This is a genomic window from Parabacteroides sp. ASF519, from assembly GCF_000364265.2.
Taxonomy (GTDB): Bacteria; Bacteroidota; Bacteroidia; order Bacteroidales; family Tannerellaceae; genus Parabacteroides; species Parabacteroides goldsteinii.
This window is the reverse complement of record NZ_AQFV02000006.1, coordinates 3,778,105-3,800,998: the sequence shown is the minus strand read 5'-3', so window position 1 is coordinate 3,800,998 and position 22,894 is coordinate 3,778,105. Positions and strand designations below refer to the sequence as shown.

Sequence of the window (22,894 nt, the reverse complement as noted above, 5' to 3'; positions counted from 1 at the left end):
ATTCTTACGAAGGTGCAAAGATAAGGATAAAGTTTCATTTGTAACGTAAAAGTTGCGGTATTTCAGATGGTTCGCTGGCAACCCTTATTCCTGCATCTTCCAATGCACGTATCTTTTCGACTGCGGTGCCGGCCCCTCCGGAAATAATAGCGCCGGCATGTCCCATCTGCTTACCCGGCGGTGCAGACTGGCCGGCAATAAAGCCGACCACCGGCTTGGTGACATGCTTACGGATATAATCGGCAGCCAGTTCCTCAGCATTTCCTCCAATCTCTCCGATTATCACGATTGAATGCGTTTCCGAATCCTTCTCGAACATCTCCAGCAGTTCGCGGAAATAGAGGCCGACAACAGGGTCGCCTCCCATTCCTACTGCGATAGACTGCCCCATACCGTTGGCCGTCAAATGATAAACGACCTCATAGGTCAATGTCCCGCTACGGCTGAGCACACCTGTATGACCTTTCGTGAAAACCTTTCCCGGCAGGATTCCGACCAGACTTTCACCCGGAGAAATCAATCCGGGACAGTTTGGCCCAATCAACTTTGCCCCTTTCAGTTGGACAAAGCGATAGGCTTTTATGACATCGACGGTCGGGATTCCTTCAGTGATACAGATAATCAACTCAATCCCGGCATCGGCCACTTCCATAATAGCGTCTGCCGCAAAACGGGCAGGAACGAATATTATCGAAGTGTTAGCCTGTGTTTGCTGTACGGCATCGTACATCGTATTGAAAACCGGGATATGCTCGATTTCCGTACCGCCTTTGCCCGGTGAGGTACCACCTACGACATTGGTTCCGTATTCTTTCATTTTCAGTGCGTGGAAGAGGCCGTCACGTCCGGTTATTCCCTGCACGACCAGCCGGGTCGATTTATTTATCAATATGCTCATGGTAACTTTTCTTTTATTGTTTATGTGATGCTTCAACAGCCATCAGGGTGGCTTCTCCCATTGTTTCGGCAACTTTGAAACGAGTGTTGCGCAACAAATCGCGCCCCTCCTTCTCATTTGTGCCTGTCAAACGGACAACGACAGGGATATCGGTATCAATTTGCTCAAAAGCCTTCAGCAGCCCGTAGGCAACATCATCGCAACGCGTAATACCTCCGAAAATATTTATCAGCACAACCTTTACCTGTGGATCTTTTAAAAGTAGCTTCATTGCCTCAATCACTTTTTCCGGATTCGAACTTCCTCCTATATCCAGAAAATTAGCCGGGTTTCCGCCATACAATTTAATCATATCCATCGTAGCCATCGCCAGTCCGGCACCGTTCACCATGCAACCAATCTCGCCACCCAGATGCACATAACTAAAACCTTTTTCCTTCGCCTGCGCCTCCGTCCTTTCTTCCTCTGTCGGTTCAAACAGTGCCAAGACACGAGGCTGGCGGTATAACGCGTTATCATCGAACGTCATCTTGGCATCAATAGCCATCAAGACTCCGTCCTTCGTCATAACCAACGGATTGATTTCAACCAGAGAAGCATCTTTCTCGATAAAAAGCCGGTACATATTCCGGATAATCGCAGCCATCTGGTTCACCTGAGCTATCTTATCGAACAAGGTAAAGGCATAACGGCGTGCCAGATAATCCGGAATCCCGATAAGCGGGTCGATCCGGAAATGAAATATCTTTTCGGGACTCCGGCGAGCCACTTCCTCAATATCCATCCCTCCTTCCGCACTCATCATCAGGACAACTGAACGGGAATTGCGGTCGATAACAAAACTGACATAATATTCAAGATGGATATTCACCGCCTCGCTCACAATCACACGGGTGACAGGGAAATCTTTAATCGTCATGCCCAGAATCGCTTCGGCGTGCTGCAATGCTTCTTCCGCATTGCCTGCCAGTTTAACACCTCCTGCCTTTCCCCTTCCTCCGGTCAATACTTGTGCCTTGATTGCTACCTTTTCATTCCCCAGCTGACTGAAAGCAGCCGTAACCTCTTGCGCCGTGTTACACAGAATGTGCCGTTCCACTGGAATCGCATAGTCTGAAAAGAATTTTTTCGCCTGATATTCGTGTATCTTCATCTGGTAAATAATTTAGTGGTATTCACTCCTATTTTATAACAGATAAATAAATGAAGAAGTTGTTGAAGTCACCATATATATCCGGCTGTTTTCCAGCATAAAAGGAGAAATAACCTGTATTAACCGGACTTTTATTAGGAAAACTCGTTCCTATTTCGTATATTTGTTAGGGAAGAATATGAGGAGGATGAGTTATGGATAATATTTCAGGTTATATTGAGCAATTTGTCCTGGATAAACTGAATACGTTTAACGAAGGCAGAAACACAGATAAAGGTGTGTATTTCATACTTTTGCCGAATGAAAAAACGGCTTATTACACACTTTGGTTCTACAACCCGGCAGCGGAATTTCATCCGAATGTTTTTCTCTCCACACTGGATGTGAACGCTATAAATTCAGTGGAAAAAGCGATGAAAACGACAGCCAACTCTTTCGCCAGGCTGACGGTTAAAATGAGACTGGAATCCATCTCACATAATGCCGACGACATTATCTCTTTTGGTAAATACCATGGTTATCATCTGTTTGAAGTGGCCGCCATCGACCCTAAATATGTCACCTGGATTGCCAACAAATATGAAGCACGCGTACAAAGCGAAAGACGTTTCAAGGAACTGGCAGCGACCTATTCATGGGTATATCAGGACCTGAACACTTCCCGCATGCACAAAGTGCCTGTCAGCCGTTTTATCGGAACGATAGATGAGAAATTAAACGATTTGCATCTTTCCGTCCGGCGGGTCAAGGTGGAAGACAATCCGTACAAAACCCGTTCAGTCCGGGGAACCACCCATTTCTACGTCGACCAGAAAATTGTTGCTTCTGATGAATCCGGCAATCTGTTTTTCTTCACCATCCGGGCATCCGACCGTAGCCTGGAAAGCGGTAAGTTAAGTAATGCCGACCATGCTTATCAGGCGGGAGAAATCATGCATATCCGTTCGGCCAAAGTAATCAAGCATTATACTTCCCGGAATATCCGTTATACGAAGTTGGGATATATAAAAACAAAATAATACAATAACATTTGACAGGTAAAAATCCCATTCGAATCCATTTTTAATTTCACCCGGGAGAAATTTCGATTTCATTCGGATGAAAATTTATTTTCTCCCGGATGTGGCGTTCTTCCTGTTTTAGGAGGAAAATATATTATAGAGAAGAAAATACGCGAAGAGATGATTATGACTTATTTTACATATAAAATGGCATTTTTACAAAAAAAGACTCAACACGCTGTATATTATTAGTATAGCATCAATTTAACAATAGTTAATTCTCCCGAAACCCTAGTTTCCGAGTCCGAAACTCCCCAAAAACAGACTTTAAGTACACAAAGTAAAGTAAAGAATAGTAAAGTAACAACAACAGCAACAACACGTGCGCGAGAGCGGAAAAAATCGAATGTCTTTTTTTCTTTCCCGATATTTCTGTTATTTAGCAGCTTTTCCTATCTTTACCGCATTATAACCGGAAAACATGTTTACAAAAAAAATAACGCTCGTACTATCTGTATTCGTTGCACTCTTTATTTTCAACGGCACTCTCTTTGCCCAAGAGAAAGCATTTCCCAAAAAGGGAGAAGGCATCACCCTTTTTCTGAAACGCCATAACCGTGTCGGAAAAGAGTATCATGATGAGTTCGTAAAACTGAACAAGACTAAACTCGGTAATGGGAATAGCCTGAAAATGGGCGTTAAATACCAATTGCCGCCATTAAAGGGGGCAGCGGCTACCGTGGCAAGGAAACCTAATTACGAGCCCTTATTCGGCAAGGAAATGGCCGAATACAAAGTCACATCCTCCGAGTTGAAAGGCTGCTGCTTTTATCTGGTGAGCGGACACGGCGGTCCCGACCCCGGAGCCATCGGTAAAATGGGCAATGTAGAACTTCACGAAGACGAATATGCTTACGACGTCATGCTCCGCCTGGCCCGTAACCTGTTGATGCGGGGCGCCAAAGTGCACATCATCATCCAGGATGCCAAAGACGGTATCCGCAACGACAAATTCCTGAAAAACAGCAAACGCGAAACCTGCATGGGAGACCCGATACCATTTAACCAGTTCCGCCGTCTTGAACAGCGGTGCGATAAAATCAACTCTTTATTCAAGAAAGACAAAGAAGTATACAAACGCGCCATCTTCATGCATATCGACAGCCGCAGTAAAAGTCACCAGACTGATGTTTTCTTCTATTATCAAGACAAAAATTCGGAAAGCAAACACCTGTCAAAGACAATGAAATCGACTTTCGAGCACAAATACAACAGACATCAGCCCGGCCGCGGATTCACTGGGACAGTCGGCCAGCGCGGATTGTATGTTTTAAGAAAAACAACGCCTCCCTCCGTTTTTGTCGAACTCGGCAACATACAAAATAGCTTCGACCAGAAACGTTTCATTCTCAGCGACAACCGCCAGGCTTTAGCAAACTGGCTCTGCGAAGGTTTCATAACCGATTACAAACATTACAGGAAAAAACTGAAATAAACGGGAGACGGTATATGACAACCGTTGTTGAAACATAGGTGTTTTAATGACAAAACATATATACAAACATTCTTTTGAAAATGAGCCGGTCAATAATCGAACAGCTCAATTTTTTCTAATTATTACCCCTTAAGAACAACCGTTATTCCATAAAAATATATACCTTTGTGAGATTATTGTTGAATCGTTTTAAAACACCATGAATAATTCTTACATATCTCCTTTTGCAAAACCCGTTTATGTGATGTTGAAACCGGTAGGTTCGGTTTGTAACCTGGCCTGCGAGTACTGTTATTACCTGGAAAAAGGGAAATTGTATCCGGAAGTAAAGAATCACATCATGAGCGAGCAACTGCTGGAAAAATTCATCAAAGATTATCTGGAATGCCAGACAATGCCTCAGGTACTCTTCACCTGGCACGGCGGCGAAACACTGATGCGTCCGATAAGTTTCTACAAAAAAGCACTCGAACTTCAACAGAAATACGGCCGTGGAAGGCAGATAGACAACTGCATCCAGACAAACGGAACGTTGCTGACAGACGACTGGTGCCGTTTCTTCAAAGAAAACAACTTTCTGGTTGGAATATCAATCGACGGTCCGCAGGAATTTCACGACGAATACCGCCGGAACCGCCAGGGCCTTCCCTCCTTCTACAAAGTGATGAAGGGAATCGAGTTGCTAAAAAAACATCAGGTAGAATACAATGCGATGGCAGTCGTAAACGATTACAATGTCGATTATCCGCTTGATTTTTATAACTTTTTCAAAGAAATAGATTGTCATTATATCCAGTTCGCCCCTATCGTGGAACGGTTGGGACAACACACGGACGGGACAACGCTGACTTCGCCGGAACAACAGGACGCCCATATAAAATTGGCCCCCTTCTCCGTCGATTCCGAAAAATGGGGTGATTTCCTTTGTGCTATCTTTGATGAATGGCTAAAAGAAGATGTGGGAAATTACTATATCCAGTTATTCGATGCCACACTGGCAAACTGGGTCGGAGAACAGCCGGGCGTATGTACCCTGGCCCGGACATGCGGACATGCCGGCGTGATGGAATTCAATGGCGACCTTTATGCGTGCGACCACTTTGTATTCCCCGAATACAAACTGGGCAACATCTACACGCAGACATTAACAGAAATGATGTACAGCCAGAACCAGTTAAAGTTCGGAGCTGATAAATACGACAAGTTGCCGATGCAATGCAAAGAATGTGAATTTCTCTTTGCCTGCAATGGAGAATGTCCCAAAAACCGCTTCCTGCATACAGCCAGCGGCGAACCGGGATTAAACTATTTGTGCAAGGGCTACAAAAAATATTTCAGGCACGTAGCGCCCTATATGGATTTTATGAAAAAAGAATTATTGGCCCAGCGTCCGCCCGCAAACGTGATGCAATGGGCAAAAGAGAACAGAGAGATTTTATAAAACAATATGAAATACAACAGACGTGATTTTATTAAAACAGGAGGTATGGTTATGCTTGGTTCACTGGCAGTTCCTTCTTTTTTAGAAGGTTGTGCCGGTAGTACTGCTGATAAAGCTGCCGGTATCTCGTTTGCGTTAAACCATTTCGGTTTAAGCGAAAGCGATATGAAAAAAGTGCTGAACGCAGCACTGGAAAAAGGAGGAGATTATGCAGACCTCTTCTTCGAACATTCTTACCGTAACAACATCGGTTTACAAGACGGTGCGGTAAACCGCGCCTCTTCAAACATAGATTTCGGAATGGGCGTACGCGTCCTGTCCGGAGACCAGACAGGTTATGCCTACGTTGAAAATATCTCGCTCGACGAGATGCTGACAGCCGCTCGTACGGCTGCCCGTATCGCTAACGGTGCTGCCGGAAAAGGACCGGCCAAACTGACTGAAGAACCGATTATCAATAATTATTATGGTGTGCAAACACCTTGGGACGAGATTGCCGTCAACCAGAAAACGCCTTACCTGCAAAAACTGAACGACCAGATTTTTGCACTCGACAAACGTGTCCATAAGGTAATGGCTTCTCTCGGAGATACGACATCGCACATCTTTTTCTGTAATTCAGAAGGACAAACATATTACGATTATCGTCCGATGGTAACCCTGGGCGCCGTCTGCATCATGGAAGACAACGGTAAGATTGAAAACTCTTACGCTTCCCGCGCATTCCGTATGGGTGCCGAGTTCCTGACCGACGAAATCATAGCCGAAGTAGCAAAAGAGGCGGTAGAAAAAACGTCAATCCTCTTCCAGGCCGTGAAACCCAAAGGCGGCGAAATGCCTGTCGTGATGGGGGCCGGTGGTTCAGGTATCCTGTTGCACGAAGCCATCGGACATGCGTTTGAAGCCGACTTCAACCGCAAGAACACGTCCATTTTCTCCGACCAGCTGAATAAGAAAGTCTGCAACGAACACATCAATGTGGTTGACGACGGTACAATCCCGTTCAACCGTGGTTCCGTGAATATTGACGACGAAGGTGTGGAAGGACAAAAGACATATATCGTGAAAGAAGGTATCCTGACGAGTTATCTGCACGACCGCATCAGTGCGAAACATTATGGTATCCCTTCTACAGGCAATGGACGTCGAGAGTCGTTCCGCCAGATGCCTATCCCCCGTATGCGTGCCACTTATATGGAGGCTGGAAACGTGACGGAAGAAGAGATGATTTCAACTGTAAAGAAAGGTATCTATGCCTCCAGCTTTACCAACGGGCAGGTACAGATCGGTGCAGGCGACTTTACATTCTTTGTAAAAGACGGCTATCTGATTGAAGACGGAAAACTGACACAGCCGATCAAAGATATCAACATCATCGGTAACGGTCCGAAAGCCTTAGCCGACATCACCATGGTGGGCAACAATTATAAGATGGATAACGGCACATGGACATGCGGCAAAGACGGACAATCCTGTCCGGTAACTTGCGGTATGCCATCTGCTCTGGTTAGTAAACTTACTGTAGGAGGAGAAAATTGATATGATAACTAACGATAATAAGAAACTGGCCCAGTGGGCCATGGAGTTCGCATTAAAGAACGGTTGCCAGTCCTCACGGGTAACGCTGTATAATGGTTCCAGCAGTTCATTCGAAATCCGGGACATGAAGATTGACCGCTTACAGCAGGCTTCTGAAAACAGTCTGGTTATCCATCTGTTTGTCGATGGCCGTTACGGTTCTTTCTCCACCAACCGCCTGGATAAAAAGGAACTGGAAAAATTTATCCGCAACGGAATCGATTCAACCCGTTACCTGGCAGAAGACAAGGCCCGTACATTGCCTGACGCTTCCTTGTACTACAAAGGAGACGGTGCCGACCTGCAACTGATTGACCCGAAATTCGACTCCATACAGCCGGACGAAAAAGTATCGCTGGCCATGAAGACCTGTGAAGAAATGATGGGAAAAGACGACCGTATTATTTCTGCCAACTCTTCTTACAGCGATGAGAAAGACTTTAAATATATGGTTGCCAGCAATGGTTTCGAAGGTGAAGCCTGCGGTTCTTCTTTCAGCCTGGTTGCCAGCGTCAGTATCCGTGGCGAAGGCGATGCCCGTCCCGAATCTTACTGGTACGATTCTTCCTTGTATTTCGATACGATGATTAAGGAAGGATTGGGTACAAAGGCATTGGAACGTGTTTTCCGCAAGCTGGGACAAAAGAAAGTGGCTTCCGGCAAATATCGCATGATTGTCGACAATATGAATTCCGGCCGTTTGCTATCTCCTGTTATCGATGCTTTATACGGTTCTTCTATCCAGCAGAAAAACTCTTTCTTATTGGATAAGCTCGACCAGAAAGTATTGGGAGACAAACTAACCCTCATAGACGAGCCGCATCTTATCAAAGCATCCGGCGCCCGTTATTTCGATGGTGAAGGTGTTGCCACCAAGCGGATGCCCGTATTCGAAAACGGAGTACTGAAGACCTATTATATCGATACCTATTCTGCCAACAAGATGGAAGTGAAGCCGACTATTGCCTCCCCCTCCATCCTGACCATGCAGATGGGCGACAAAAATACGGACAGCCTTATCGCTTCAGTAGATAAAGGTATTCTCGTTACAGGTTTCAACGGAGGTAACTGCAACAGTACAACCGGCGATTTCTCGTATGGCGTGGAAGGCTTCCTTATCGAAAAAGGGAAATTGACCCAGCCGATTTCAGAAATGAATGCAACCGGAAACATGATTGCTTTATGGACTAATCTGACAGAAGTAGGAAACGACCCTCGTCTGTTCTCCAGCTGGCGTATTCCGTCATTACTTTTCGACGGCGTTGATTTCAGCGGGTTATAATACTTATTCAGAAAAAGGATATTGCAAAAGCAGCTGACACCGTAACTGTCAAACACTTATGCAATATCCTTTTCTTTTATCTTATCAATAAATAAATCGAAATAAAATGGCAGACGCTACCGCCTAGAACGAAGAAATGCCACATCGGATGCATATATTTATATGTATCGAAAAAATAAAAAACGCATCCTACCGTATAGAACAATCCTCCGCCAATCAGCCAGTACAACACATCCATTGAATCCGTCCGCTGAAAGACATCAACCAAAGGTTTGAAAGCGATAATAACCACCCATCCCATTGCCAGATAACAAGTAGTTTTCAGATGATCGGTCTTTTTCATCTTCCTGAAACTGAGAAAAACGCCGATAACGGCAGCAATCCATACAATTGCAAATAATAACCATCCCCAGTAACCTTCCTGCCGGAGCGCTACCAAAGTAAAAGGCGTATAAGTACCTGCAATATGTAGATAAATAGCACTATGGTCAAAACGACGCAGTAATCTCTTCTGCCGCGCATGGGACGAAGCATGATAAAATGTAGAGGTGACATACGAAAGCGTCATGCTAAGCGCATAAACCACCGAACTGCCCACTGCCCAGGGATTTCCATTACGGATAGAAGCTATCAGTAATAAAACGATAGCAACTATCCCGAAAATCATTCCTGCACCGTGCGTCAGCACATTGGCTACTTCTTCACCATAAGTTTGTCTTTGTTGGGTCCTGACCATTGCAGGTTACAATTGTTCAGCCTTAAAGCCGGCATCTGTTACTGCTGCAATTATTTTATCAGCAGGAACATCCGCTGTTACTTCCAAAACCTTATCCGGCGATTTCAGGTCGACAGACCATTCATCTTCCTTCACCAACTTATTCAGTTTAGCACCGATAGCAGCCACGCAGCCGCCGCATTTTGCGTTTGTTTTAAATTTCATTGTTGCCATAATCTTTTTGTTTATACTATTACTTCATAAATTTCAGTCTCAAGCTGTTAAGCACCACAGAAACGGAACTGAAAGCCATCGCCGCACTTGCCAGCATCGGATTCAATAACAACCCGTTTACCGGGAACAAAACGCCGGCCGCCAAAGGTATTCCTATCAGGTTGTAAATAAAGGCCCAAAACAGATTCTGATGAATCAGCCGCACCGTTCGTTTCGACAATTTGATTGCTTCCGGTAACAATAACAAATCAGATGTTATCAATGTCACCATCGCTACATCCATCGCAATATCCGTCCCTTTTCCCATCGCAATGCTCACATCGGCACGAGCCAGTGCCTGCGAGTCGTTTATACCGTCGCCTACCATAGCAACTTTCTTTCCTAACTTTTGAAGAGCCATGATATATTCTTCCTTATCATCAGGCATCACTTCGGCCTTAAAATATTTTATACCTAAAGTATCAGCCACTCTTTCCGCCGTCTTCACACCGTCGCCTGTCAACAAATGCACTTCTATTCCCATATCCGTCAGGGTCTTTACAGCCGCAGCCGATGTCGGTTTGATGCGGTCTGAAATAGCCAGTACAGCCAGCAAACGGTTACCTTCGCCATAATAAACGACACTTATTCCGTTGTCCTGCCATTGACGTATCTGTTTCATTGTGTCATCCGGTATCTCCGAACCAAATACCTCCAACAATCCATGGCTTCCACCCCAGTAAGTAACACCATTGACTTCCATCCGGATTCCCCGGCCGGTAAGACTTTCAAAATCTCCGGCTTCACACGTAGAGGCTCCCGAATCTTCCAGCCAACGGATAATGGCAGACGCCAGCGGATGCTCCGATTTCAATTCAGCAGTATAGAGAATATCCAGATAACAGACATTCGATTCTGTCAACCAGCAGGAATCGACGACAACCGGAATCCCTTCCGTCAATGTCCCCGTCTTATCCAGTACAATCGTATCGACTTTACAAAGAGTCTCCAATGCATAAGCATCTTTTATCAGGATATGCCGTTCGGCTCCTTTTCCCATCCCGACCATCAGTGCCGTCGGAGTTGCCAGCCCAAGCGCACACGGACAGGCTATCACCAATACTGAAACAGCTGAAAGAAGGGCATAAGAGAAATAATCCTCGCCGCCAATCACCATCCAGCAGATAAACGTTATGATAGACAGGAGAACGACTACCGGGACAAATATACCGCTTATTTTGTCAACTATACGTTGCACAGGTGCTTTACTTCCCTGGGCAGCCTGCACCATCTTGACGATTTGCGCCAAAACTGTTTCATTCCCGACTCCGGTCGCCTCCATCGTAAAAGCACCTTTTTGGTTGATTGTTCCGGCCAATACCCGGTCGCCGGCAACTTTCTCCACAGGAATCGGTTCCCCGCTCAGCATGCTTTCATCTACGGAAGAAGAGCCTTGCAGCAAAGTTCCGTCCACCGGTATTTTCTCACCGGGACGAACACTTACAATATTTCCCCTTTTCAAAGAAGAGATAGGAACTTCCTCCTCTTTTCCGTCAGTTACGAGACGGGCCGTTTTAGGCTGTAATCCCATCAGGCTTTTAATAGCAGAAGAAGTACTGTTCTTCGCCCTCTCCTCCATCAACTTGCCCAACAGCACAAAGGCGATAATCACCCCCGAGGCTTCATAATACACATGCGGCTCCAATCCCTTTTCAATCCAGAACTGCGGATAAACCGTATTGAAGAAACTGAATATAAAAGCAATGGAAGTACTGAGGGCCACCAAAGTATCCATATTGGCACTCTTTTGCAGCGCATGGCGCACACCGTTCACATAAAACGACCGCCCGAACAGAACCATAATAGCCAATGCCAGCACCATCATTATCCAGTTGGCGTAGGGCATGTGCATAAACACCATCCCCAATAAAGCCAAAGGCACTGATAATATCCACGCTCCGATTGTATTCCGCTTCAGTTTCTTATAATGTTTACGCGCCATCTCTTCCTGTACGGCCAGCGGGTCTTCGGCCTCAACCACCAAATCATATCCGGCAGCCTGTACGGCTTCCTGCATTTTCTGTAAACTGATTACCGAAGGATGGTATATAACTGATAATGTATTCGCTGCAAAATTAACAGATGCCTCTTCTACTCCGGGAAGTGCTTTGACGGTACCCTCCACGTTATTGGCACAAACCGCACAACTCATCTCAAGGACGGGCAGTACCTTACTTTCTACATCTTTCATTATTATGTTTATTTTATACCGATTCTATTGTAGAACAAAGATACGAATAAATCAGTTGCAACAAAGTTGCGGAATTTCATTACGCTCATTAAGATATGTACGAATTTAATAGTTTTATTTGGTATATTTGTCCTATTATTTAACAATCGAATACCCGACCTTTGTCAGACGAATTAACGAATGAATTTATAAAACGAATACAGTTATGATACTTGACTCCTTGAATAACACAGAAAAGGTTGAATGCTTGCACCCTTTGTTTAAAAAAGCTTTTGATTATGTAAAAGCTACTGACTTCTCCAAAATGGAAGACGGCAAATACGAATTGGACGGCTCCCGCCTGTTTGTCAGCGTAGCCAGTTTATCCGGCAAAGATAAAAACGATGCCGCAATCGAGACACACAAGAAATATATCGACATCCAGCTTCCCCTTCTAGGTGTTGAAAAAATCGGTTGGAAACCGGGATGCGAATTACAGGAAGTTTCCGTGCCTTATAACGAAGAGAAAGACATCGCTTTCTTCGTTGACCGCCCGACTGCCTATACAAAAATCTATCCCGGGCAGTTCGCCATCTATTTTCCGGAAGACGGCCATGCACCCGGTATCGGAGAAGGAAATATCCGCAAAGTGATTGTTAAAGTACAAGTCGAAGAATAATTGCCTGATACAACAAAGGCCGGTATCTTCTTTAAAACAAGAAAGTAACATTCTTATAAGGAAATACCGGCTTCTTTATTCTCTCTACATTTCAGAAAAGTATTTATCGCCAAAGCAAATTAAGATTATCCAATCCCTTTACAAGAAATTAAGCCTGCCATCAATAATTTAATCCGTAACGATTAATTGCAGCAAACAAACAAATCTTTTGTTTTATATGTTCTATTTTTTCTCTCATAACATTTGTGTTTCAAATATTATCTATATTTGATTTCAAAATAAATCTCACAGCATGGATGAGCAAATAATCTGTCTTGATTCTCCCACTGATTTTATGGTTGGCAAATATGTTTCTGCTGACGAACTTAAACACCTTATGAATGTTCCCTGTAAGATTAAAGCAGGCGTCTTCATTCTTTGCATGGAAGGGTATGTCTGCTCGACCATCAATCTGGCAGAATACAAAACAACCAAGTCCAACATAATTACACTAACTCCCAACAGTTATATTCAGGTACATGAAATGTCTGATGACATTCTAATCTATTTTGCAGCTTTTTCTTCTGATTTTATGAGTTATGCAAATTTCTTAAGAAGTACAATGAGTTGTTTATCTATTATTTACAGACATCCGGTTATTCCTATCTCTCAAAAAATATCGAATCTGATTGCCAGCTTTTATGAGCTTTTATATCAGTACGCCGTTTATCCCAATATATCGAACAACAAGGAAATGATAAAAGCAATTTTCACAATGTGCAGTCAGGGAATTATAGAATTATACGATAGTAACCACTTTTTAGAGAAACAGGAACTCAACCGCTATACAGAGATTTATCAGGATTTTATAAATCTCGCCCTGCAATATTATACAACAGAACGTAATGTTACATTCTATGCAGACCGTTTAGGGTTGACACTCTCCTATTTCTCCACCTGCATAAAAAAAGCTATCGGGCAAACTCCCCTTGAAGTACTGACACAAATAATAATCATAGACGCCAAAGTACAACTGAAAGGAACAAACCAGGAAATTAAAAACATAGCAATGGAGTTAGGTTTCACCAATTTATCATTTTTCAATAAATTTTTTCGCCATCATGTAGGAATAACACCTCAGGAATATAGAGGAAAACTATATACATATTCCAATTATCAAAAAGATATTGATTAATATGATTTCTTTTTATAAGAATAAAAAACAGAACATATTATCCCAAAAATATATCACGCATATTCACTCCGATAGCCTTTACTTTGTAAAGCTATACAAATCATAATTTATTGGTGCTAAAATAAAGACATTATGGAGAGAAATATCATACAATCAGGAACAAATATCGAATACAGTTTGCTGATGAGTCTCATGGGAGTCAGCGTAAGCAAACATTTACTGGATGAGCACTTCACCCTCTTATGGGCAAACGATTTCTATTATGATTTGATAGGTTATCCGAAGGAAGAGTATGAGAATCTTTTCCATAACCAACCTGACTTATATTTTAAAGGTCATGAAGAAGCATGGAATATATTGGGACAGAAAGTGTATGAAGCAATAGCCAATAACTCCAACGGCTACGAGGCTATTATGAAAATGCCTGTAAAAGGAGGTGAAAGATGGACAAAACTGACGGCTACATTCACCGACCAGATTCAGGACGGGATTCCAATATCCTACACGGTAATGACCGATATTGAAGATATAATGCAGGCCAAACAGGAACAAACAATCGCTTACGAAAATCTCCCGGGTTTTATCTCAAAGAACAAGATTGGCCGTGACGGAAGTTTTACACTGCTGGATGCAAATGATAAATATATGGAGTTCGCGGGGGTTAGTAAAGGAGAATATCCTTTTTTCTCCCCCTTCTCCCGTCTGAACGAAAAAAGCCGGGAAGTACTGAAAGAACATGTAGCATTTATGCAAAAAGGGAAACCAGTGCATTTTGTTATCCAGTCGAAAGACAAGAACGATAACGATTCCTGGTTACAACTGAATGGGGAATGTATTGGCTGGGAAGGAGATGAACCAATCTATCTGATTGTATTTATCGATATCACCGATATTACCGAACAACGCGAATTACAAAAAAAACTTCAGGAACAATCCGAGCAATTAAAAGAGGCACTCGATTCTGCCGAAAAAGCCAATCAGGCTAAATCAGATTTCCTTGCCCGCATGAGTCATGATATCCGAACTCCCATGAACGCTATCATTGGAATGACAGCCATTGCCAAAGCACATGTAGATGAACGGGAACGGCTACTTGACTGTATGGAAAAAATCAACGGAGCATCCAAATTGTTACTTAGCCTGATTAATGAAGTATTGGATATGTCGAAGATAGAAAGTGGCCGGCTGATTTTGTCTGAAGATGAATTCAACATAGGAGAACTTCTACAAGACCTCGTCGTCATGATGCAGTCTGAAATTAAAAATAAGCAGCAGACACTCGATATCCATGTAAAAGGGTTAAAGCATGAAAATGTGACGGGCGATATACAACGCATCAAGCAGGTACTGATGAATATCCTCTCCAATGCAGTCAAATATACACAGGAAAATGGGCAAATCACCATAGACATCAACGAAAAAGTAACCTGGGATGGGTTCGGTGACTACGAATTTGTCTTTGAAGATAACGGAAGAGGAATGAAACCCGAATTTCTTGACAAAATCTTTTTGCCGTTCGAACGTGCCAGCGACAATGGTATCAAGAATATACAGGGGACCGGACTCGGGATGGCAATCAGTCATAAAATCGTAAAGATGATGGGGGGCGACATTAAAGTGGAAAGCGAATACAGCAAAGGTTCCCGCTTTACAATCAACATGCCATTACGTCATTGCGAACAGGTTCCGGATGAGAAAATAAGAATAGACGGATTGGAAGTGCTTGTTGTCGACGATGATAAGATTGCATGCCAAAGTACTTGCAGTTGCTTGCAGGAAATCGGAATAAAAAGTGACTGGGTATGTTCCGGAAATGAAGCCATAACCTACGTCCGGAAACGGTATGCAGAAGCAAACAACTACTTTGCAGTCATTATTGACCTGAAAATGCCGGAAATGAACGGCATAGAAACAACACGGCAAATCAGGAATATTGTTGGGACAGATGTTCCGATAATCATTCTTTCCGCATACGATATTGAAGAATATGAAGCAGAGGCCAAAGCTGCAAAAGCCAATGGTTTCATAACCAAGCCCCTCTACAAATCAAAATTATTCCAGATTCTGAAACGTTTCCTTTTTGAGGGGGAACAACCGGAGCCGGTCAGCCAGTTCAAACTGTCGGATGCCGACTATTCCGGCAAACGCATCTTGTTAGTGGAAGACAATGAGTTAAACCGGGAGATTGCCGTTGAAATCATCGGAAGTACCGGTGTATCCATTGACACGGCGGTAAATGGTCTCGATGCAGTAAATATCGTTTCGCAGTCGGCTGAAGGCTTCTATCAGATGATACTGATGGATATCCAGATGCCGGTAATGGATGGCTATGAAGCGACCCGTCAAATACGTTCACTGAAACGTGCCGATATACGTAACATACCAATTGTAGCCATGACCGCCAACGCCTTTTCAGAAGATGTGACAAATGCAATCAAAGCTGGTATGAACTATCATCTGGCAAAACCCATCGACCTGGCGGCACTAATGGGAGTCCTCAATAAGTATTTACAATAGAAAACGTTAGGGAAGCTAACCGGGTTTTAGCTTCCCTAACGTTAATAATACAACTCTCTTATTTACCGTCCGGTTGCCTGTAAATATTCCGTCCGTTTAATCAGGTAATTGGTATAATCGTCCGTATATTGGTCTCTACTCTGTTGTAGTAAAGACTGGGCATTCAGCAAATCGCTCAATGTCTCTGTCCCTACCTGATAATAATCTGTACTCAGACGCACATTTTCTTCTGCCGTTTTTACCGATTCTTCCGATATCTTTGCCTGTTTATAGGCCTCTTCCAATTCATTCCAGAGTTTTTGCATCTGCAAAAGAAGTTTCTCATTGGTATCCTGCCGTGTATATTCAGCCGCTTTCAATTGCAACTTCTGCTTCCTGATAGCATGCGAACCGCCCCACCAATCGGTTAAGGGGACAGAAACCGTAGCAAAAATCATCCCGAAAGAATGATCGGTATCCAGAATATTATGATACATATAGCCGGCTCCTATTCCTACCGACGGCAGGTTCTGACCGACTTTCAATTTATATTGCAGACGGCTGGCTTCCACATTCTTATCAAGCAGTTTATAGGCAACAGTCGTCGGCAAGGCACTCATCAAGTCTATCCGGTAAGTCTCCGGCGAAGGCAGAGGCTCCTGCAAAGTTGCCTGAACGGTGAAATCATCTTCCGGCAGTCCGATATACTGAGACAACAACATTTTCGACAAACGTAAATTATTATCTACTTTCAGCCGGTCACTGGCTATGCTGTTCTTTTTCAGTTGAACCTGTAACAGTTCATTCCTGTTCGCCACACCAGCACGAACGGAAACTTCCACATCCTTATACAAGTTGTCGATTAATGTTTCCAGTAAGGAAACCGTTTTTCTCTTTTCCTGCAAAGAAACGTGCAGCCAGTAATACTGTTCGACAGTCAGCAATACTTCATTCTCCGATTGTTTCATCTGATAACGGCTCACTTCCACCGCCAGGGCAGCCAGTTTGTTATTATTAAGTATCTGTCCTCCTGCAAAAACCGGCTGGACAGCCGTTACTCCTCCCATAACACCGTTCTTTGCCATTGTCATTTCTAACAGACCGGGAACCAGTGCCAACTCTGCCATTCCATTGTCAGAGGTAAAAGCGCCTCCCGTCGCACTTATAGATGGAAAATATTTCGTGAAAGCCTCTTTACGCACTTCTTCCGCTCCTTTGACATCTAAACGGGCGTTCTTCATCCGGGCATTATTCTCCAATGCCAGTTGGCTGCATTCTTCCAGTGTCAAACTACGCTGGGCTTCGACAGATAAAGCCGGTACCAGCAAAAGACAAAGGAGATTGCCTAAAACATATATTATCTTTTTTCCAGACATATTCTTTACTCTTAATAGTTATACGACTTTTTTATTCCCTCCGAATATTATCCAGTAAAATACCGGAATAACAATAACGGCCAATATCATGGCAAATACTGTTCCCGAACAAATCACGACTCCCATCGGCGTCCATAAGGCACTGTTACTGATAATCATCGGGACAACCCCTACCGCTGTTGTTGCCGACGTCAGGAAAATCGGTAACATACGACGTTTACCGGCATCCATGGCAGCCTCTTTGACAGAGATGTGATGATTGATACGTAAATCCTGGGCATGGTCGAATATCATAATCGCATTACGTACCACAATACCTATCAAACTGATTATACCTAACACACAAGTGATACTGAACTCCATCCCGGACACCCAGAGACCGAGAGCAGCACCGAACAGGCACAGTAAAATAGAAGTAAGGGCAGCAACAGCCAATCCGATTTTCTTATAATTTATCAGCAAGAACAGGAAGACAATAATAACGGCAATCGAAAGCCCCTCTATTATCGGAGTGATAATTTCCTCGTCAGACTCTTTTACACCTCCGTATTCAAAAGATACGCCCTCCGGAAGATTGGGTATCACCCGGCTGTTCATCACCTTTTCTACCTTCTTCTGCATATTCGTTTCATTAAAGCCGCGTTTAACCTGAGTAATCACACTCAACGTACGCACTCCGTTACGGCGAACAATCTGCCCTTCATTCCATCCTCCCTGTATTTCAGACACCTGGCGAAGCGGAACACTGACACCCGGAACAGCCGTCGGCAAATAAGCATCCCCTATCCTATCAAACGAATCGTATGCATCCTCTCCCTTATCCGATTTCAGGCAGATAGCCAACGGATAATCGCCTTCCCAAACAGAGCCGACCGACATACCGTTATAACGGATAGCCATATCGGCCGCCGCCATCGCTTTCGAAATTCCCAGACGGGACGACTCCACAGGGTCAAGTGTTACACGAACTTCGGGTAGCATCTCCTCAAAATTCGTATGAACCCAAACCAGGCCATCCATATCCTGCAATGATGTCATCAATGTATCGGCCACCTGCTTCAAGGCCGTTATATCATCTCCCATAAAGCGAACTTCTATCGGGAAACTCACAGTCTGATAATCCAACTGCTTGAACTTGATGAAAGCATTCGGATAATAATCGGCATAAGCATTGGCATATTCATCCAGCAGGTTGGCCGTTGCCTCTACGGATGTTGTATTTACAATAAACTGCGCATAATTCTTCCCACCCATATTCGGAGCATAAGTTGCCTGGAAACGCGGGGAAGCCATTCCCACAAATGCGGTAGCCGACAAAACCCGTTCGTCATCTTTCAATAAAGCATATACGCTGTCGCAAACGGCTGCCGTTTTATCCAATGACGAACCTTGCGGCAAATAAATCTCTATAGCAAACTGGTCACGGTCTGCTTCCGGCATCATTCGTTGCGGGATACGCATCATAATCACCACAGCCAGCAACACGGATAATACCCCGATAAACAACGTTGTCTTGGGATAGCGAAAAGTCCATTCAAGTACCTTTTCATAGACAGCCTGTACCGTATCCAACAAGTTGAAACGTTTCTTTCCGTCCGTCTTCTGCCCGTTTTTCAATCCCTTTTTGATAAGGGTGTGTTCCAGCATGGGAATAAATATCATGGCGATAGCCAGCGAGGTCATCAATGAAATCGTTATCGTCCAGGGGAACCAGTTCAGAAAGTCCAGCATCTGCCCCGTCATCGTAAACAGCAACGGATAGAAGATAATGCAAAGGCTGAGCGTTGCCAGAAAGATGGAAGAGAAATAGTTCTTGGCACTCGATACTGCGGCATGCCAACGAGACATTCCGTTATCCAGCCGTTCCAGATAAGCATCTATAACAATGATGGAGTTATCCACAATCATCCCCAGCACAACAATTAAAGCAGCCAATGTAACCGTATTCAACGGGATGCCGACAGCATACATAATCCCGATAGATATAAAAATACTAATCGGAATGGAAGTAGCCGCAACAAGAGCCGATTTGAAAGGAAAAAGCAGCATCATCACCAGGATAACGACCACGATGGAGACAAACAGGTCACGCACAAACGAACTCACCGAATCATCCACCACCTTGGGCTGGTCCGCAATCCGCTGAATGGACACGCTTTCCGGAAGCTCTTCCTGGAAAGCTGCCAGCACCTTATCCACTTCCTTTCCGTACTGTACAATATTATTGCCTTCCCGCATCTCCATGGAAAGGATGATAGCCTTCTTTCCGTTATTCATTATATAACTGTCAGGCTCGGGATATTCACGGACAATACGTGCTATGTCTTTCAGACGGATTATATTCCCGTCACCATCCGCCAGGATAATCTGGTCGGCTATCTCTTTTTCAGAAGCATAGGTGTTAGAGAAATGGATTGGAATATCGAGGTCTTCACTTTTCAACGAGCCTCCCGATGTGGTAAATCCTTGTGTGAAAAGCGTTGTCATCAACATTCGGGTATCCAGCTTGTAAGCCGTCAGCTTATCCCTGTCGAGATAGACACTGATTTGTTCCTTTTGTATGCCGTAACGGCGCAGATTTGAAACAGACTCAATACGACGGAGGCGGTCTTCCAGTGATTCCAGATAATCCTCCAGTTCACGATATGTTTTATCTTCCGATTCAAGCGTAATCAACAAAGCGGAGGTATCACCGAAGTCGTCGTTCGCAATGACAGCCAGGACACCCGAAGGCAATTGCGATTTGAAGTTCTGCAAACCCAGCTTAATCTTCGACCAGACTTCGTCCTTATTGTTCACTTCATCGTTCAGTTCCACCATGATATACACCATTCCGTCACGCGACATGGAATATGTTTTCTTCTTCTTTATCTCCTTAAAAGTATAAAGATAGCGTTCCAAAGGCTTTGCCAGTTGTTCCTCCACCTCGGCAGAAGTCGCCCCGGGATAAACACCCACGACAACACCCTGACGGATGGTAAATTCCGGAAACTCCTGTTTCGGCATATTTACCAGGCCATAAATTCCCAGACCGACCAAGACGGTCAGCACCAATAAGGTGATCTGGTAATAATGCATGGCCCATTCTATAATTCCCTGCTGTCTTTTCATAAGGCTTTCACTTTCATATCCTCACTCACCTTCTGATAACCGTCTGTTATGACAAGGTCACCTTCGCTCAGTCCGTCCGTTATCTGTACGCCATTGTCGGTCAACTCTCCGATACGAACCGTTACCGCTTTGGCCTTTCCGTCACGCAGGCACCAGACATACCGTTCGCCGGTGTGCGATAATTGTATCACATTATTAGGCAACGAGATAGTAGTAACCCTGTCCTTATCTTCCACTCTCACCCGGCAAACCATTCCCGGCAATAACGCTCCATCCCTATTATCCAGCTTTATCCTGGCTTCATAGGTATGGGATACCGAATTAGCGGTAATGCCTTTCTCCGTAACCATGCCTTCAAACAGCCGGCCTCCCAAAGCAGCAACGGTTATAGCCGCTTTCCGGTGGTCGATGAACGGTATTTCTTTTTCCGGTACGGCAATCTTAATATTCACCGTCCCTACATCCAATAAGGTGAAAACCGGTTTACCGGGCTGCACATTCTCGCCTGCCTCCACATTTCTTTTCCCGATCACACCGTCAAAAGGAGCATACAGGCTGGCATCTTCCAGATTCTTCCGGGCGATGCTTTCCATCGACTGTGCCTGTTGCAACTTACTCTGTACTTCCACCCATTTGATTTCCGGGAGACTTTTGTTTTCATACAATGTTTTCATACGGTCATAAGCATCCTGCGCCTGCACCAGGGAAGCGCGGGATGCGTCATACGTATCCTGAAGAGTCGCACGATTCAGCAAAGCCAGAAGCTGCCCTTTATGAACTTTCTGCCCTTCACGGACAAGAATTTCCTGCACATTCCCCATAACCTGAAAACTCAGGGAAGAGGCAGACATTTCCTCTACCGTTCCAACATAATTTTGACCATCAACAAGGCTGCTGCCCGTTATTTCAACCACTTTCACCGGTATTACCCTCTCTTCCGTCGGCTTGTCCTTTTGGCCGGAACAGCTCATCAACAGAATTATAAGCAAAGAGATGCCCGCACATTCTACAATCTTCATACCTATCTATTTATTAGTATTTTAAAGAGAAATAAACGATGCAAAAGTGATGAGAATCCTTATTTTATAAAAGGTCAGTTGAGCCGTAGAATTGTTCTGTTTTTCGCATTCGTATGCATTCTTTTCCTATATTTGCATATAAATAAAGAAAAGATGAACCAAACAGTTCCTATAATAGACATCTCGAAGGTCGAACATTCATCCAAAATAGACTTCTTTGATGACGATTTCGTTATTTTCGACGATTTGAATGAAATTCCGCTATTCGATTATCCCAGCCGTATTGCAGATGCCGCCGTTTTTGCCATTTGCCAGAAAGGTTCCGTACGGATCAGCATCAATCTGAAAGAATATACAATCGTTCCTAATAATCTGGTAGTTCTTCTGCCGGACCAGATAGTGCAGCATTACGAACGCAGTGATGACTTTGCCGGTATTTTCCTGGGAGTATCCAAACAGTTCATTGACGATACGATCCCGGGAATGAAGAATCTTTTATCAGCTTTCTTCTACGTCAGGGACCATCCATGCACTACCCTGACTGAGGAAGAGTTGGATTATCTTTCCGAATATCATCCCATGTTATGGAAAAGGGTTAAGATGAAAGAGCATGTATACCGGAAAGAAGTTATTCAAAGCCTGTTACTGTCATTATTCTACGACGTCTGCAATATCTTCCGCAAACACCAACCGGCTAATGAAGGTAAAAGGTCTCGCAAAGAAGAGCTGTTCGGATTGTTTATGCAAACGGTACTGGAAAACTACAAGCAGGAAAGGAGTGTTGCCTTTTATGCCGACAAACTTTGTGTCACAGCCAAATACCTTTCACTCATATCCAAAGAAGTCAGCGGACAGCCTGCCGGAAACTGGATTGACGAATATGTGATTCTGGAAGCAAAAACGTTATTGAAGTCAAGCCAGATGAGCATACAGGAAATAGCCGATAGTTTAAACTTTGCCAACCAATCTTTCTTCGGAAAGTATTTTAAGCATCACACAGGAATATCTCCCAAAGAATACAGAAAACGATAGG

At 44.0% G+C, this 22,894-nt stretch carries 17 protein-coding genes; 9 read left to right on the top strand and 8 right to left on the bottom strand.

The features are described 5' to 3' along the window. Positions 1-34 precede the first annotated feature (34 nt). Positions 35-898, bottom strand: a complete 864-nt coding sequence (gene sucD, locus C825_RS14915; protein WP_010803053.1) for a succinate--CoA ligase subunit alpha — start codon at positions 896-898, stop codon at positions 35-37. A gap of 13 nt (positions 899-911) precedes the next feature. Then, the gene (sucC, locus tag C825_RS14910; RefSeq protein ID WP_010803052.1) at positions 912-2,051 is read right to left on the bottom strand and encodes an ADP-forming succinate--CoA ligase subunit beta; all 1,140 of its coding nucleotides are present in this window, start codon (positions 2,049-2,051) and stop codon (positions 912-914) included. 194 nt (positions 2,052-2,245) lie between these two features. Here sucC and C825_RS14905 point away from each other — a divergent pair, with 194 nt between their 5' ends. From C825_RS14905 to C825_RS14885, 5 genes are all read left to right on the top strand, one after another. Beyond that, complete coding sequence (locus C825_RS14905; RefSeq protein WP_010803051.1) at positions 2,246-3,070, top strand: exodeoxyribonuclease X C-terminal domain-containing protein; 825 nt, start codon at positions 2,246-2,248, stop codon at positions 3,068-3,070. Between the two features lie 463 nt (positions 3,071-3,533). Further along, positions 3,534-4,547: an N-acetylmuramoyl-L-alanine amidase family protein gene (locus tag C825_RS14900; RefSeq protein WP_010803050.1), complete on the top strand. Its 1,014-nt coding sequence runs from the start codon at positions 3,534-3,536 to the stop codon at positions 4,545-4,547. Between the two features lie 199 nt (positions 4,548-4,746). Continuing rightward, complete coding sequence (locus tag C825_RS14895) at positions 4,747-5,988, top strand: anaerobic sulfatase-maturation protein (RefSeq protein ID WP_010803049.1); 1,242 nt, start codon at positions 4,747-4,749, stop codon at positions 5,986-5,988. A 6-nt stretch (positions 5,989-5,994) separates the two neighbouring features. After that, the gene (locus tag C825_RS14890; protein WP_007656925.1) at positions 5,995-7,527 is read left to right on the top strand and encodes a TldD/PmbA family protein; all 1,533 of its coding nucleotides are present in this window, start codon (positions 5,995-5,997) and stop codon (positions 7,525-7,527) included. Position 7,528: 1 nt separating this feature from the next. Further along, positions 7,529-8,848 carry a TldD/PmbA family protein gene (locus C825_RS14885; RefSeq protein WP_007656926.1) on the top strand — a complete coding sequence of 440 codons (1,320 nt, stop codon included), beginning with the start codon at positions 7,529-7,531 and terminating at the stop codon, positions 8,846-8,848. Between the two features lie 76 nt (positions 8,849-8,924). Here the strand turns inward: C825_RS14885 and trhA are convergent, their stop codons facing one another. Genes trhA through C825_RS14870 form a run of 3 tightly spaced genes read right to left on the bottom strand, consistent with a single transcriptional unit; the run spans position 8,925 to position 12,027 of the window. Beyond that, positions 8,925-9,584, bottom strand: a complete 660-nt coding sequence (gene trhA / locus C825_RS14880) for a PAQR family membrane homeostasis protein TrhA (protein WP_010803048.1) — start codon at positions 9,582-9,584, stop codon at positions 8,925-8,927. 6 nt (positions 9,585-9,590) lie between these two features. Next, a complete protein-coding gene (locus tag C825_RS14875; RefSeq protein ID WP_007656928.1) occupies positions 9,591-9,797 on the bottom strand; it encodes a heavy-metal-associated domain-containing protein in 207 nt (68 codons plus the stop codon). A gap of 19 nt (positions 9,798-9,816) precedes the next feature. Then, entirely contained in the window at positions 9,817-12,027 is a 2,211-nt protein-coding gene (locus tag C825_RS14870) for a heavy metal translocating P-type ATPase (RefSeq protein WP_010803047.1), read from the bottom strand. 205 nt (positions 12,028-12,232) lie between these two features. Between C825_RS14870 and C825_RS14865 the strand changes: the two genes are divergently transcribed. The 3 genes from C825_RS14865 (at position 12,233) to C825_RS14855 (ending at position 16,376) form a co-directional block, all read left to right on the top strand. Beyond that, on the top strand, positions 12,233-12,685 hold the full coding sequence (locus tag C825_RS14865) for a NanQ anomerase/TabA/YiaL family protein (RefSeq protein ID WP_010803046.1): 453 nt from the start codon (positions 12,233-12,235) through the stop codon (positions 12,683-12,685). Positions 12,686-12,977: 292 nt separating this feature from the next. Beyond that, positions 12,978-13,859 carry a helix-turn-helix domain-containing protein gene (locus tag C825_RS14860; RefSeq protein WP_010803045.1) on the top strand — a complete coding sequence of 294 codons (882 nt, stop codon included), beginning with the start codon at positions 12,978-12,980 and terminating at the stop codon, positions 13,857-13,859. Between the two features lie 132 nt (positions 13,860-13,991). Further along, positions 13,992-16,376: a response regulator gene (locus tag C825_RS14855; RefSeq protein WP_010803044.1), complete on the top strand. Its 2,385-nt coding sequence runs from the start codon at positions 13,992-13,994 to the stop codon at positions 16,374-16,376. 62 nt (positions 16,377-16,438) lie between these two features. Here the strand turns inward: C825_RS14855 and C825_RS14850 are convergent, their stop codons facing one another. The 3 genes from C825_RS14850 to C825_RS14840 are packed head-to-tail and all read right to left on the bottom strand — an operon-like array spanning position 16,439 to position 21,861. Continuing rightward, positions 16,439-17,731 (bottom strand): TolC family protein, encoded by a 1,293-nt coding sequence (locus tag C825_RS14850; protein WP_010803043.1) that lies wholly within the window; start codon positions 17,729-17,731, stop codon positions 16,439-16,441. 18 nt (positions 17,732-17,749) lie between these two features. Continuing rightward, positions 17,750-20,842 carry an efflux RND transporter permease subunit gene (locus tag C825_RS14845; protein ID WP_010803042.1) on the bottom strand — a complete coding sequence of 1,031 codons (3,093 nt, stop codon included), beginning with the start codon at positions 20,840-20,842 and terminating at the stop codon, positions 17,750-17,752. Continuing rightward, complete coding sequence (locus C825_RS14840) at positions 20,839-21,861, bottom strand: efflux RND transporter periplasmic adaptor subunit (RefSeq protein WP_010803041.1); 1,023 nt, start codon at positions 21,859-21,861, stop codon at positions 20,839-20,841. The genes C825_RS14845 and C825_RS14840 overlap by 4 nt, the downstream gene beginning before the upstream one ends. A gap of 153 nt (positions 21,862-22,014) precedes the next feature. Between C825_RS14840 and C825_RS14835 the strand changes: the two genes are divergently transcribed. Beyond that, a complete protein-coding gene (locus C825_RS14835; protein WP_007656936.1) occupies positions 22,015-22,893 on the top strand; it encodes a helix-turn-helix domain-containing protein in 879 nt (292 codons plus the stop codon). Position 22,894: the final 1 nt, after the last annotated feature.